The sequence below is a fragment of the Bradyrhizobium sp. CCGUVB23 genome, from assembly GCF_024199885.1.
In the GTDB taxonomy this organism is placed as follows: domain Bacteria; phylum Pseudomonadota; class Alphaproteobacteria; order Rhizobiales; family Xanthobacteraceae; genus Bradyrhizobium.
In genome coordinates this window covers 2,417,478-2,431,930 of sequence record NZ_JANADQ010000001.1, presented here as the reverse complement: position 1 = coordinate 2,431,930, position 14,453 = coordinate 2,417,478, and the positions used below count along the sequence as shown (strand labels likewise).

Here is a 14,453-nt window from a genome sequence, read left to right as displayed (position 1 = left end):
GTTTCGAAAAATCTATCACGACTGCTGTCAAGACTTCCGACGTCCTCATCGCGATCGGTCGTTTGCCTTCTAGCGCGGGTCCTGACGTGTGCCTTCGTAATAGCTGGTGTATCAAAAAAGAGTCTTGCGAGCTCGATGCAACTCAACAGCTTTGCGCTTGGTAACGGCCTGCAAGTGGTCGTGATCCCGGACCATCGCACACCGGTGGTGACGCAGATGATCTGGTACAAAGTAGGCTCCGCAGATGAGGCGCCGGGCAAATCCGGGCTCGCCCATTTTCTCGAACATCTCATGTTCAAAGGCACGGAGGAGCATGCGATCGGTGATCTTTCGCAGATCGTGCATCGCGTCGGTGGAAACCAAAACGCCTTCACGTCCACTGATTTCACTGCCTATTTTCAGCGCGTCCCGCGCGAACAACTGTCGACCATGATGGACCTCGAGGCCGACCGGATGACTGGCCTGGTTCTGAAGGACGAGAACGTGCTAGCTGAGCGCGACGTCGTGCTTGAAGAGCACAACATGCGCGTTGCCAACAGTCCCGAGGCGCGGCTGTACGAGCAAATGGAGGGAGCGCTCTACCTCAATCACCCCTATGGACGGCCGATCATCGGTTGGCGACAAGAGATCGAAAAGTTGGATCGCGAAGACGCGCTTGCCTTCTACCGCCGCTTTTATGCACCGAACAATGCGATCCTGGTGATCGCTGGCGACGTCGCAGCCGCCGACGTGCGCCTGCTGGCCGAGTACAATTTCGGCTGGATCCCGGCCCGGCCCGCGATTCCCGCACAACGCATCCGTCCCCAGGAGCCGGAGCCCGCCGGCCCGCGCACCGTCACGCTGTCCGATCCGCGCGTCGAGCAGCCGAGCGTGCAGCGCATTTATCTCGTGCCCTCAGCCGCGACCGCGGCGCCCGGCGAGAGCGAGGCACTCGAGGTGCTCGCGCAATTGATAGGGGGCGGCAGCAACTCCTATCTCTACCGCGCGCTCGTCGTCGACAAACCGCTCGCGGTCTCCGTCAGCGCCAGCTATTCGAGCATCTCGCTCGACCCGAGCCAGTTCTCGATCGCGGCCTCGCCCAAGCAGGGCGTCAGCTTCGCGGAGGTCGAGCAGGTCATCGACAACGTGATCGCCGACATCGTGCAGAACCCCATCCGTGCCGAGGATCTCGAACGGATCAAGAGCCGGCTCATCGCGAGAGCGATCTACGCCCAGGACAGTCAGGCGGTGCTGGCGCAATGGTACGGTGGCGCGTTGACGACGGGCCTGTCCATCGAGGACATCCGCGGTTGGCCCGATCGCATCCGCGCCGTGACCGCCGCCCAGGTACGCGCCGCCGCGCAGAAATGGCTCGAGAAGAAGCGCTCGGTCACCGGCTATCTGATCAAGGACACCACCACCGCCAAGCGCGAGGAGAAGCGTTTGTGAACCAGTCCTTCCTTTGCACTCGACGCACTGCGCTCTCCCTTGCAGGCGGACTCGTAGTCTCGCTCGGGGCGGCCGCGCCGTCGTTCGCCGCTGCCAAGATTGAGCATTTGGTCTCGCCGGACGGCATCGAAGCCTGGTTCGTGCAGGATGCGACCGTGCCGCTGATCGCGATGGAGTATTCCTTTGCCGGTGGTGCGTCGCAGGATCCCAAGGACAAGCCGGGCGTCGCCAACCTCGTCGGCGACCTTCTCGACGAAGGCTCCGGCAATCTCGATTCCAAGACCTTCCACGAGCGGCTCGAGTGCCGCGCCATCGAGCTCTCCTTCAACGCCGGCCGTGACACGTTCCGAGGCAGCCTGCGTATGCTCCGCGACAACAAGGACGAGGCCTTTGACCTGTTGCGGATGGCGCTGACCTCACCGCATTTCGACACCGCCGATGTCGAGCGTATCCGTTCCCAGGTGATCTCCGGCCTGCGTCGCCGCACCACCAATCCGACCGCGCTTGCCGGCCGCAAGTTCCTGGAGATGGCCTTCGGCGATCATCCCTACGGTCGGCAGACCAGCGGGACGCTGGAAAGCGTGCCGACCATCACGGTCGCCGACATGAAGGATTATGTCGGCCGCGTGCTGGCCAGGGACAGGCTGAAGGTTGCTGTCGTCGGCGACGTCGACCCGGCAACCCTCGGCAAGCTGCTCGACAAGACCTTTGGCAGCCTACCGGCCAAGGCGAACCTCACCCCGGTCGCCGACGTCGAGGCAGCCGCGCCGCCGCAGCGCGCCTTCGTGCCGCTCGACGTGCCGCAGACCGTGATCACCTTCGGCGGCCCCGGCGTGAAGCGCAGCGATCCGAACTTCATGGCCGCCTACGTCGTCAACCACATCTTGGGCGGCGGTGGATTGTCCTCCCGCCTCTATCGCGAGGTGCGCGAGAAGCGCGGGCTCGCCTATTCGCTGTTTGAATCGCTGCTCTGGATGGAGCACTCGGCCGTGTTCATCGGCAGCACCGGCACGCGCGCCGACCGCGCCGGCGACACCATCGATGCGATCGAGAAGGAGGTGCGCCGCATCGCCGAGGAAGGACCGACGCAGAAGGAGCTCGACGAGGCGAAGTCCTACCTCAAGGGCTCGCAGATGCTGGCGCTTGACACCTCCTCTAAGCTCGCCCAGGCGCTGCTGCAATATCAGCAGGACAAGCTGCCGATTGATTATATCGAGAAGCACAATGCCATTGTCGATGCCGTGACGCTGGACGACGCCAGGCAGGCCGCAAAGCGGCTCTGGAGGCAGGGCTTATTGACCGTCGCGGTCGGCCGCGCCCCGCAAGCCGCGGCGCAGCCGCTTGCCGCACCCGCGACGAACTCGAACTGAACTGCTTTATGGCTAGTCGCGATCCATAAATCGAACTCGCCGCCTCCATGACTGTGCACGAAAAGAAACAAAACATCTCCCTCCTGCACGTTGTTTGATGGGCTGCGCTCCGCCGCTAACTTCTTAAGAGACGGCGATGCGCGACCCGCGACCCGCTTGAATTCTCCTAATGCGTATTCGACCGCAGATTGTCGGTGAAATATCCGTTCGGCGAACTCGGGTGCGTTCCGATGCTCTCGCAGCCTTGCTTGAAGAGGTTGTTCACCCGCTCGCCCGGCCGGGAGAGGAGCAGTTGCAGACAGTCGCTGCCCTCAACAAGGTCCTTGCGCACGACGGATAGCGCCCGCTAGCATCGGGTCGCTTCAGGGTAGTCCCGCGCATATAGGCGATTTTCCGCAGATGTCTGCGCAAGGTATCGTTTTTCGATACCTTGCGCAGACGACTATGGGCAAATCCCTTGTTTTGACATTGTCGGTATTTCAATCGCTCAAGTTGTCTTGCTCCTTCGGCGGAAGCGAGGCCTCGTTCGCCTTTCTGTCTCTGTTACGCATCATGCGCGTTCTTTGCCGATAAATTCCGGGTTGCTGAGTCGGATATAGTTGTCTGATTGGACGCGAGTGCCGCCTCTCTCGCATCGTCAGCAGGTTTCAGTCATTCATCCCGTGGTCGAAGTATTCCTGGTGCTGCCCACCAGCAGCATCAAACTTTGCATGGCAGCTGACACTTGCGTGCCTATCGGTCGGATCAGCCCTGAATGGTCCGTTGCTAGAGTGAGGAGCGCCAACGCGTCAAATGCGCTTGAATCGGTCGTAGCGTTAAGTTGTACACCATTCCGGAGGCATATCCGCGAAGCATAGGCAAATGAAAAAAAACCTTCTCACTGTTGTACTATGTTCCGTTTTCGGTTTGCTCGGGCCGAATACGGTTGCACTTGCGGACTCCACCCGACGCTATAATTGCACCATAGACGGGGCGGATCGAGAGCCGGTAGGCGATCGGAATGGGCACATCATTGTCAGCCTTCAATACACCTGTCGCGTCGCGGATGGGCTGTTGAAGGACGCGGGAATTACGGGAATATCGGTCAGCGAGTGGGACGGTGAGAAAGGGAAGTACCTGGCTTCTCTCGACGTTCACCGCGCGCTCGAAGGATTTGCAGTTGGTCAGCTCTTGGAGGGGATCGGCTCCTCAGTCATGGAGAACAACAGGACCGCTGGCATCGCAGCTTCGGGTAAGACGGCGTTTAAGTTCGCATCCGGCTCGTTGGCAGCTCTCTCCGGAAAGACTGTCAAATTTACGACCATGCCGGCCGGTGCTCGTCGGTTCGAGTTGGAGTTCACAGATTGGCCTGAGGCTGCTCAACCGAAATGACGCCGCGCCGCGGCGGCACCCATCATGTCATTTCCGAAGTCCCGGCTACGGTATGAATGGCGGGACGCCGTGCTCGTACGATGATAGCGAATCGCGAGCAGGTGGTTGATGTTCTGCCGGTCCAAATCAGCTTGTTGGTGGATGCCGAAGGGACGAACAGATAGTTCTTCGCAACAAATCCGCGGCTGAAGCACTTGAGAGCAGCTCATACGATGAGCGATGATCGAGGTGCAACAACACTTTCCATCGCACCGGGCTCTTGAGCCACTCACACGAGTTTCTCGTTCATGCACATCGTGGATCGAGATCCAGTCAATTCGAGTGACGATCCAAGCACGATTTATTCTCACTGTGCACAACGGCAGCCGCTCGGAGCGAATTCGCCGTTAGCACTTCGCGATCAGTGCGCATTCGCCAGCGCTCGCTGGCTCAAGGCATGGTCTCCGATCTTGTTCACACGTAAGAGTTCGTGAGATCCAAGCGTGCTCCTTGGCAAAACTCATGTGCATCTAGCAGGTCGCTATCCCACCCGGTCGCAGTCACGGCTCCAGGCAATCTGGCAAGCCACGGCCGAGCAGACAATCACGGCCCTATGGGAGGCTATCGGCTTTCGCTTTCGATAAACTGACGCCGGCAGAACCCGCCTTCAAGGCAGCAGGATATGATCTTGAGTAACTGGATCTCCTCTAGCGTGGGATGTTGGCCTCGCAGTTATAATACTGTCCGGAAAGCCCCATTTTCGTGCAAGCTTCCTTCAGCACGTCCTTCGGGCTAGCCCAGTTCGGTTTCCATTGATCTCGATCGAAGCGGACGTTTTTGTATAAATCCCACATGATGATCCCTGACCGAGAATGCTTGATTGTCTCATCTATGATCTTCGTCAGATCATCTCTGGTAAGTGGCAGATTCCCGCTTGCTGGTTGTCCCACTTCAAAGCCGACCGCGATCGGTGGCGTGATCAGGAGTTTGCGGGGCTGAATTGAGGCTCGAGCGCCGGTTCTCGATCCTGAGACTTTTGCGTGCAAGTCTGCAAACTTCGAATCTGCCGGTAGTCCGTTGCCATTTTTGAGCCAAACCGCGGACTGCGCATAGTAATAGTTTACTTGTCCTACGAGATCACATGGAATGTGAGTCCCGGGACGGGTGCGCTCACAGTCCAGTTCACCAAGATCGTAGGACATAATGCCGACCTGGCTTAACTTGTCTATCTCCGCTTTGTGGAGGAGGGCGGTGTTGTAGATCAGGCCATAAAGATTGCCGCCCCGCCATACACCTCCATAAATGCCCGAGTTCGGAGCGACAGTGTCCCAATTGGCCGACATATTCGGGATCCCACCGTTGGCAGGGGCTGCAACGCTGAGCTTCAAGGACCGATTGATGCTTGTGATCGCGTTGTCCAACGATTTCAGAATCGCAGCGAACTTCTCGACCGTCCGCGGCATGGCACGTGGAAGCTTGTCGCTGTCAGGATTGAGTTTCATGGCGTCGCCAAATACGTCAGCTCCGATGCCAAGCTGCATCAAGGCCTTGTCGTCTAGCATCTCCGCTTTCATCGCATCATTGGTCGGTGCGGGCGGCGTGAGTTTGTCGGGAGTCAACGTCCAAGACTTGGCATTGATGTCGGCGTGCCAGAACTCTTCATAATCGACATCGATGCCCGTAACCCCAAGATCATTTGCGAGCGCAACGATGTTCTTGTATGCGCTGTCCGCGCCGCTTCCTATGATGCCGCTTTCAAATTGAGGACGAGGTATTTCAGTCGAAGGGTTCGGAAAGGTATCATACACTTCATCCTCGGGGCCGCATGAATTGCTCTTTCCTGCCGTCGCATCGTAGATATTGGGATAACAACTGAAATTCCATCCGCCGACTGCTATGGAGGTTTCCACGCCGTGGGCTCTTAGATCGGCGACGATCCTTTTCAGAGTCTCGAAATCGGCTTTCGGATCTCTGTTCTCCGCAGAGACAGCCTTGGTTGTGCCTCTGTCACTGCTACAGGTATAACCAAAAAGTCCCGTGCAGGTCAGATCGTTCGATGTGTATTTGGTCAAACCGGGCTGCACGAACGACAGCACGAGGCTGTTGAAATTCGTCTGATCGTGCTCGATCTTCTCGCTGAGCTCCTTGAGATTTTCCAGACTCGCGTAGTAGTCCGGCGTGCCTTTTTCTGCGCCGGGGCCAGTCAGGTAATATGCCGAAATTGTGGGCGCCGCGAGCCCATTCCCTGCAAGGCAAGATGTAAGCGTGATCGACAACAAAGCCAGGCGCAATGTTCTTCTGCCGCTCATCATTTTTTCCTTTTGACAAGATCGACGGCTGTCCCGCTTTCCGAGCGTCGAAACCTGTCGTTAATGGCGAACTTCTGCATTTGTTCAGCTTCGGCGAAGAAATGCTCAAGGGTGGCGTAACTGTTGGCTAGGAGAATGCTCGGTCGAAAGGCACGCGTTGGCGCTCATAGTGGTCGCGATGCTGGTCGAAACGAGTGTGCTGCTTTGGATTGCCTGGTCCGGGATGCTATCACAGTCCGATCGATATCGGCGATGCTGTAGCGTAACCTGATTTTAGAGAAACTGAGGCCTTGACACCGCAACGGTTTTCAACGTCTCCCGATGCTTTCTCGGTTTTTTTGCGCCCCGTCTAGGAGCGTCAAGGCGGCATGTCACAACTTCGGGTCTATGTGGGATTCGGATCGCAGCAAGCAACGCGGCAACAAGCGATCGGTCCTCTCCGAGCTCGATTTCAGCAACATCACCGATTAAAGGCCCCCCGCTTGCGCGACGAGTGCGACAACCGCGATGACCAGCGCAAACATCAGTGCGACGCTCGCGCCCTGAGCATATCGCTTCATGGAGTGCTTTGAGAATTGCGAAAGGCTATACGTTCCTCACTCGACATAGTCCTAAGTTCGGAGTCGGAGGGCACGCGCACGGAGCCGGTGTTGGGACGCGACGTTCACTCGGCGAGAGCTTGATGATGCGATCGAGAACCACGTCTCCGTGCGAGCGTCCGACCAGATGTGCGGCATGGGTCGCAGACGCGACTTGTGGCGTGCGGCATATCTCGCTCGTCTGGGGGAGATCACGATTCAAATCAGTGTTCGGTACGGCCTCGATGAGGAACGGAGACTGTCCGTCAAGCCAAGGGTGCAGGCGGAAAATTTCGAAGTTGCCCAGGTGGCTGGCATAGGTCTCTGGGAATGGCAGGTTGAGTTGTTGCTGTAGAACCGAGAGGAGGCTTGCGAGCGGTTCATGTTCCCGACCGACCAGAGCCTCCACGTCGGGAAGGGAGTAGTACAACTCGGTTGGAACGCCTGATTGACCGAGAGCTTCCTGAACGATGACGCGGGCGGCCGCCACACGGAGCTGGAAATTCGAAGGAGATACTGCCGCCGTATCGATGGTGCCACGCATGATCTTGTCGTGGAAGACTGCAAATGCGTCGTCCGTGACGGTGGCCTGATGGACGGTTAGCTGCGCGTTGGCGGATAGTGCGAAGGTCGCTTCATCGTTCCAGCCGGGCGCATGGAAGCTACGAGCTGCACATCCGTGAACAAACCCGCCACCCTGTGCGTGCTTGATCGAGCCGATCCAGAGCCTCCATGAAGATGTCGCGGATGTTGTTGGGTCAGTTTTGACTGGCGAAGCCGGATTCTGCACGTCGGGTCACTCGTTGTTGCGCACCAACTCCAGTGCATTGCTCGCATGAGGCATCAGAAAACCCGCTAGCGCTTCAACCACGTCGGCAAGCGATCCGGGATCAATGGCGACGTCCCGGATGAAGGCAACCCATTGCTGCTGCTTGGTCGGATCGGCTGCAAAGATCGGCGTCAGCGCATCGGGCCGCTCGGTCGGAATAGCCGTCTTCCTTCGTGCGAAGGTCGCGGCGATGGCCCGGGCCAGCCGGTCGTCGGAGAACTGATGCGTCTTCGCCAAGACCCAGATGTCGTAGAAATCCTTGAGCCGCGTGTTGGCAAGGCCAAGCATCACCATGGCCTGGAATTTTTCAGCAACGACTGTTTCGGGCGGATAGGCGCGAAGTTTGGGCGCCGGCTGATCGAGCCGAGCGGGCAGCTCGATCTCTTCGAGGCCCGGCTCGGTGGCATCACCATAGCCGATGTCGATGACGATGCGGACACGTGCGCCATCAACCGTCGCATAGGTCTTGAGCCGAAGGCCACTACACCCGGATTCATCGCGAACCCGATCGACCGTCAGGTCTTTGGCGTCAAAGATTACACCGTCATCGGCGCTGATGGCGCAGACTTCGTTAAAGGCTTTGAGAGTTAGCTCGGGATCGCTTTCGCCGAACCCGAGCAGATCAAGATCGCGGGTAGGTCGGTGAGGATCGTCCAGCCGCATGAGCATGGCACCCTTGAGGACGAACCGGTTGCGCTCTTTGCTGATGCTGAGCCGGTAGAGAAGCCGTTCAAGCGTGTACTGCGTGAGCAGCAGTTCGAAGGGCTCGTTGCGTTGCTTCAAAAGATTGAGAAGGCGCGCGCGGATGGACGCGCCGACATTTTGCAGCGGCTTACGCATCCAGAGTTAGCGCCTCCAGGCGAGGCTGAACGACTTTTTCCCAGACACCGCCTTCGACGGCAAACCGTGCGATCTCGGCGGGCGTGGTTTTGCGCAGTCGCAGGGCTTCTTTCATGGCCTGTGTCGCCTGCACGAACCCGCCGGTGCTCTCGTAAGCCGCATGCTGAAAGCGCGCGCTTCTGAATAGGTCGATAATGGTCTTTGCCGGAGAATAGATGCGGACAGGGACATTCTCGATTGTGTGATGCTCGATGCCCTTGTCGAACACCTTGGGCCCAAAGCGGACGATTTCAACTCTGGGACGCTCGATCTTCGGCCGCCATTCGCGCGGGCCGATTGCGACCCAGACATAGGGAGGAATACGGTCCGTGAGTTCGTAAAAGGCGAGGGCGGAATCGTAGCAAATAACTCCGTTTGGCACGAGCTTGGCGGCCACCGCCAGCGAATGATGGACATCGAGCGGAGCATCGGGAAGCTGGTAGAGGCCGCGGCTCAGTTGATTGAGGAGGCCCTTCTGCTCCATTCGCGAGATCGTGGTGGCGGTGATGCCTTCTTTGATGAATTCGGACAGGCGCATCATCCCCCGTTCCTGAAGGAGCGAGGCCGCGCGATCTTCCTGCCGCGTGGGTACCGTTTCCATAAGAGGAGCATGATAGAAACCCTTGCAATTGTCAATAGATTTCGCGATGAAATGTATCTAGCAAATAGATTAAGCCATTGAAATGTATCGCAAATTAGTGAATTGGCCGAGGATCGAATAGCTCCGCAATCATCGCCGTAATCGTCGCAAGGGGCGCCCACTCAATCTCGCCGGAGATCAGTCCCTGTGCTTTGGCCGCCTCGAGCAATTCAGGAAGCATGACCGGCGGTCTCGGTTTTCCCTTTCGATCGACGCGCCCTATAAATTGATGGCCAATACGGACACGCAGCGCGAATTCCAGGCAGGGAAAGGTCTGGCTGTATGATTTCCTCATAAGCCCGCCAACCCAAGGTAAATGCACCGCTTTTATAAATCGCGACGCAACCGCAAGAGATCCTCGTTCTTCCAGTGCGACGCGGGATGCGGGAGGCGTCGGCGGCTTCGACCGCGAACCCGAGAACGAAGGGACTCGATATTCTTACGCTTCCACAAATGCAGCTCTGGGTCGCCCTAACGTATCCCACCCGAGAGCTTGAATCGGTCGTAGCGTCAAGTTGTACGTATCAAGGAGGGTATCCCACGAAGGCATAAGCGGATGAAGACATCCTTTCTCGCGATCGTTCTATGTTCCGCTTTGGGTTTGCTCGGGCTGAGCGGGGGAGCGCGTGCGGACACGATCCGGCGCTATGACTGCTCGACAGACGGGGTTGATCGAGAGCCAATGGGCGATCGGGATGAGCACGTCATCATCAGCCTTCAATATACCTGTCACCTGGCCGACGGGCCATTGAGAGATGCCACGATCACGGCGATTTCGGTCAGCGAGTTGGATGGTCAGAAAGGGACGTCTTTAGCGTCTCTCGATATTCACCACGCGATCGACGGATTTGCAGTTGGACAGCTTCTGGAGGGGACCGCCTTCCTAATCATGCGGGATAAGAGACCTCTTGGCATAGCAGCATCCGGTAAGATGGTCTTTAAGTTCGCATCCGGCTCATTAGCGGCGCTGTCAGGAAAGGCAGTCAACTTTACGACCAAGCCGGCTGGATTTGGTCGGTTTGAGATGGAGTTCTCAGATTGGCCTGAAGCCGCTCAACCGAAGTGAGCCAGCCTCGCGCGCCCGGCTGGCTATCTGGAATCAGTCAAACCGCATGTGGATTGGCGGGTCGAACGTCTCTTTTGTTGTCGACTGTCGGAATCTGGGCAACGTTTTGATGAGCCCGCGACAGAATGGTCGCTAGAAAAAAGAAGACATCAATCTGGGCTGCATCGCTAAGCGCGGTGGCCGCGCTGCATGCCCACCCTTTACGCCGAGGGACACCGGCCAATGTCATAGGAGCGGCACCGTGACATCGCCGCTCACAAGGCTTCCATGATCGTGGATGTCTCGCTGAGCGATCGTGCTGAACGGTCTCTTCGCGACGGCGCACATCATCCAACGCAGCTACGGTTGGACGTCCCTGGGACACCGGTTTTCGATCGGCAAACGTGAGAGTTTTTTGTACGCCGGTAGCCAAGTCAGTCGTCCATCACGATTGGCCGCGATAATGCACCGCTGATCCCGTTGGCTAGCCTCGCGACTTCGGCGAAATAGCGGTCCACTGCGGTGCGGGCGGTTGGCGTGCCGGGGTGACGGAAATTCAAGCAGATTCCATCGTGCGACCGGCTGACCCACACATAGACCTCCTGCGGGTCGCTGCTGCGGCTTATCAGAAATCTCGTTCGCCAGCGCGCCCAGCAATGCGATCCGGGAACCACCCGATCGTCCATATAGGAGACCATAAAGCGATCCCGCAATGCAGCGCCTAGCACGTCCATCGCCTTGGAAAAAGGCACCTGCGCGGTTTCATTGGCCCGCTTCAGTTCGAGCCTAACGGAGCGCAGTAGATCTGGGAACGTGTCGGACACCGGGAAGCTTACCGGGCTCATCCCGACATACCACCCAACCGAGTTCTTCCATCGCGTTGCGTTTCGCGTGTGAAAGGGAACGACGGAGTGGAATTTCTTTTGGTTGCCCAGCGCTTTCCCCGCCAAGGCCAGGCACGCAAACATGCCTGCCATTGTATGTCCGCCTTGGGCGCGGCACGCCCGATCGAACCTCACTGCGCGTTCCGCGTCAGATAGCCAGATCCGTCTGGTTTGCTGCAAGACGGCGCCGCCGCCCAGTGCACCGAGTGACACCGGAAAATCGGGCAGTTGACCGCCGGTGGCCGCAATCAGCTCGCGCCAGTGTCCGATCACCGGATCCCCGTCGGTCAGATCGCTCACACGGGCGCGCTCGGAGACGGCGTACTCCAGATAGCTGTGCGCCGGAGCCAGTCGCGGGGCCACGCCCTGAATCGCCGCGGAGTAGAGTTCCCTGATCTCGTAGGGTACCGAGGCCATGGAGTAGGCGTCCGTCACCGAGTGGTCGGAGGCGATGACGAGAGTGGTGCATTCGGGCCGGCTGATTGTTGCGAAGACATACGGTGGCCAGCTCAGCGGTTTCGTTTCGGTGTCGAACACTTCATCTAGCGTCCGGGCCAATTCGTCCGGATCGGCATAGTCACCGAGTTCGACCAGATCGAGTGCTGCCGCCCCTGGGCCGACCGTCGCAAGGTGGATCGCGGTGCCGTCCTTGTCGAAGCGGCAGCGTAGTGCCTCGTGCCGGTCGACCCAGCCAAGGATCGCGCAGCTCAGTGCTGCCGTATCGACCTCGCCCGACCATTCAAACGCGACGCCCAGCCAGGCTGGCCGGCCATTCTCGAAACAGCGAAGGTGTTCCTCCTGAACATAGGACGGGCGACGCGGGTCCGGGCGCCATCTGGCCGTGCCGGGCACGCTGATGCGCCACAAGGTCAGCCGGCCCGGCCACAACTCGAGGTCCCCGAGCTCGTTGATCTCCATGCGCAGTCCTGCCAGCCAGTCCGTGGTATCAGAGATGCAAGCTGTGGGTGCGGCGCAGGGGCGATCGCCAGATCCACAGCATGGAGGCCGCACCCAGCGCGCTGCTGGCCACTAGCGCAGTCCGCAGGCCAGGCCCGGCGCCGACCGCACCGCCAAGCAGCGCGCCTAGCGGCGCAAGCCCCCACACCAGGCTGCGGATGCTCCCGTTGACGCGGCCCAGCACCCGAGGCGGAGACAGCGCGTATCGAACGGAGACCTGGTGTACGTTGTAGATCTCTTGACCAAACGACAGCACGAACTGGGACAGCGCAACGCAAATGACTGCCGCCGGCCGCTGCTGCGTGAGCAGTGCTGCCAGGGTCATGCCGGCGCCGCTAAGCGCCAAGGTAACCATTAACACAGGCCCAACGCCGATCGCGCGGCCGGCCCATGCTGCGGTGGCCGCGCCCCCAATACCACCCAGTGCGCCGATGCTGAGAACCACGCCCGTGGTCCAACCGTCCAAACCAAGATGTTGGGTCAGATAAAGCAGAAAGACCGCAGAGTAAGCGTTGTAGCAGAAGATGAAACTGCCGGTCGCAAACGTAACCGCCCGCAGAATCGGGTTGCCAAACACGGTCGTCAGTCCTTCCGCGATCTGACTGATGACCGAGCTCGATCCAGTTGCCGGCGGTTCGGCCGTGCGTTTCGGCACCAGCGGCAGCAAGACGGTGGCCAGCACGAACGAGGCCGAGTCGGCGAGAATCGCGGTTGGCGCGGAGAACGCGCTGACCAGCCAGCCTGCCAGAAACGGACCGACGGTCACCACGCAAGATCTGCTGAGTTGCCAGGAGCTCTGCGCTCTGACGAGTAGAGCACGATCAACGACGGTTGGCACGCACGCCAGATAGGCGACTTCACCGATTACCGCAGCCGTCCCGACAAGCGTGGTTGCCGCACACAGTTGGACCATTCCGAGCCAGCCAAGACTGGCGAGCAGCGGAATGGTTGCGAGCGTTACTGCCATCACTAAATTGGCAGTCAACAGGATGCATTGGTGTGGCAGGCGGTCCACGATCACCCCGGCAAGCAGGCCAATCACGAGGTTCGGCGCCCGGCCGCAGGCAAGCAACAACCCGGTCTGCGCCGGGCCCGCTCCCAGCAGAGTGATCGCCGTCAGGGGTAGCGCCAGCACCGTCACTTCGGATCCCAATTCCGATACAGTGCGCCCGACGAGCAGCCCTAAGTAGCCGCGCGGTAATCCTCGAGATGAGGGGGAGATCTCGGTGGGATTCATACGTCGATGGCCGGGCTCGAGGTCGACAGATAACCCAACCGGGCCAATTCGCCGCCGGCGATCCGCTCGAATTCCGCGACTTCCGTGAGTGTCAGATCCTGCCTGTACCGGCCAAGGCGGCCTGCGTGCAACGGTTTGCCCGCGGACTCGGCTGCCGGATGGCCGTGCGGCCTTTCGAACAGCGCGTGCTTATGCTCGGCGTGCCGCAGCACGGCTTCATCCCAGGGTAGCTGCAGGTGATCCAAGATCTGCATGAGGCTGGGACGAGGGCGAGTCACCAAATCCTCATAGCGCACCTCGAGATAGCGCGCCGGCGGCGCGAGGAGATGCGGCCGAGATACGACTTCAAGCCAGCCGTGCGCGGCCTCTGCCACAGTTCGGTATCCCCAGTCTGGCACGGTTTTCAAATGCGAGGCGGCAAGGTCCCGACCATCCCGGACGATGTGCACGAAATGCGCATCGGGCCATAGCTGTGCGAAGACGTCGATTTGGGTGATCTTGCGTTGGAGCTTCAGTCCCCAGCGCCTTGCCCCTGTTCGTACCTTACGGAACTCACCGATCTCGTTGATCAGCCTGCATCTGTCGGCGAACGAAATGATATCGCCCGCCGTCTCGTCCATCACCTTGGTAACAAGCTTGCGCACATCATCGAAGTTCAGGCCGAACCGCTGGCATTGCACCACGAAATGCGCGCCGTCATACCAGAACGCGTCGATCGCGCTCTTGGTGGTGCCGCTGACCCGGGAATCGCTAGCTGCGAGCATGTCGGTCGCTCCTAGAATGTGCGGCCCGAGGTTCGGCGGTTCTAGAAAGTCGATCTCCGGCCCGACCACCAGATCGGCATGGGAGTCCAGCACGACGCTCAACAAGGTGGTGCCGGATCGATTCTCGCCACCGAGCAGCACCGGCGAGCTGGAGAACAGGTCGGCCTTGGGCATGGGAGTGTC

General features: G+C 59.3%; 11 protein-coding genes. 4 read left to right on the top strand and 7 right to left on the bottom strand.

Annotation, left to right across the window (positions count from 1 at the left end):
• Nucleotides 1–135 precede the first annotated feature (135 nt).
• The 3 genes from NLN62_RS11180 to NLN62_RS11170 all read left to right on the top strand — a co-directional run bounded on the left by NLN62_RS11180 (nt 136) and on the right by NLN62_RS11170 (nt 4,169).
• Nucleotides 136–1,428, top strand: a complete 1,293-nt coding sequence (locus NLN62_RS11180) for a pitrilysin family protein (RefSeq protein ID WP_254108781.1) — start codon at nt 136–138, stop codon at nt 1,426–1,428.
• Nucleotides 1,347–2,798 (top strand): M16 family metallopeptidase, encoded by a 1,452-nt coding sequence (locus NLN62_RS11175; protein ID WP_371932963.1) that lies wholly within the window; start codon nt 1,347–1,349, stop codon nt 2,796–2,798. Before NLN62_RS11180 ends, NLN62_RS11175 begins: the two co-directional genes overlap by 82 nt.
• Nucleotides 2,799–3,851: 1,053 nt before the next feature.
• Complete coding sequence (locus NLN62_RS11170; RefSeq protein WP_254108779.1) at nt 3,852–4,169, top strand: hypothetical protein; 318 nt, start codon at nt 3,852–3,854, stop codon at nt 4,167–4,169.
• Between the two features lie 686 nt (nt 4,170–4,855).
• On the opposite strand, the gene NLN62_RS11165 is transcribed toward NLN62_RS11170, so the two are convergent.
• The 4 genes from NLN62_RS11165 to NLN62_RS11150 all read right to left on the bottom strand — a co-directional run bounded on the left by NLN62_RS11165 (nt 4,856) and on the right by NLN62_RS11150 (nt 9,344).
• Entirely contained in the window at nt 4,856–6,457 is a 1,602-nt protein-coding gene (locus NLN62_RS11165; RefSeq protein ID WP_254108778.1) for a glycosyl hydrolase family 18 protein, read from the bottom strand.
• A 585-nt stretch (nt 6,458–7,042) separates the two neighbouring features.
• Nucleotides 7,043–7,825: a hypothetical protein gene (locus tag NLN62_RS11160; protein WP_254108777.1), complete on the bottom strand. Its 783-nt coding sequence runs from the start codon at nt 7,823–7,825 to the stop codon at nt 7,043–7,045.
• A gap of 6 nt (nt 7,826–7,831) precedes the next feature.
• Nucleotides 7,832–8,704: a nucleotidyl transferase AbiEii/AbiGii toxin family protein gene (locus NLN62_RS11155; protein WP_254108776.1), complete on the bottom strand. Its 873-nt coding sequence runs from the start codon at nt 8,702–8,704 to the stop codon at nt 7,832–7,834.
• Entirely contained in the window at nt 8,697–9,344 is a 648-nt protein-coding gene (locus NLN62_RS11150) for a type IV toxin-antitoxin system AbiEi family antitoxin domain-containing protein (RefSeq protein WP_256575907.1), read from the bottom strand. The genes NLN62_RS11155 and NLN62_RS11150 overlap by 8 nt, the downstream gene beginning before the upstream one ends.
• Before the next feature lie 595 nt (nt 9,345–9,939).
• Here NLN62_RS11150 and NLN62_RS11145 point away from each other — a divergent pair.
• Entirely contained in the window at nt 9,940–10,449 is a 510-nt protein-coding gene (locus NLN62_RS11145) for a hypothetical protein (protein WP_254108774.1), read from the top strand.
• 413 nt (nt 10,450–10,862) lie between these two features.
• Here NLN62_RS11145 and NLN62_RS11140 read toward each other — a convergent pair whose 3' ends face one another.
• The 3 genes from NLN62_RS11140 to NLN62_RS11130 are packed head-to-tail and all read right to left on the bottom strand — an operon-like array spanning nt 10,863 to nt 14,444.
• Entirely contained in the window at nt 10,863–12,230 is a 1,368-nt protein-coding gene (locus NLN62_RS11140; protein ID WP_254108773.1) for a condensation domain-containing protein, read from the bottom strand.
• A gap of 28 nt (nt 12,231–12,258) precedes the next feature.
• Nucleotides 12,259–13,506, bottom strand: a complete 1,248-nt coding sequence (locus NLN62_RS11135) for an MFS transporter (RefSeq protein WP_254108772.1) — start codon at nt 13,504–13,506, stop codon at nt 12,259–12,261.
• A complete protein-coding gene (locus tag NLN62_RS11130; RefSeq protein ID WP_254108771.1) occupies nt 13,503–14,444 on the bottom strand; it encodes a sulfotransferase in 942 nt (313 codons plus the stop codon). Before NLN62_RS11130 ends, NLN62_RS11135 begins: the two co-directional genes overlap by 4 nt.
• Between the last annotated feature and the right edge of the window lie 9 nt (nt 14,445–14,453).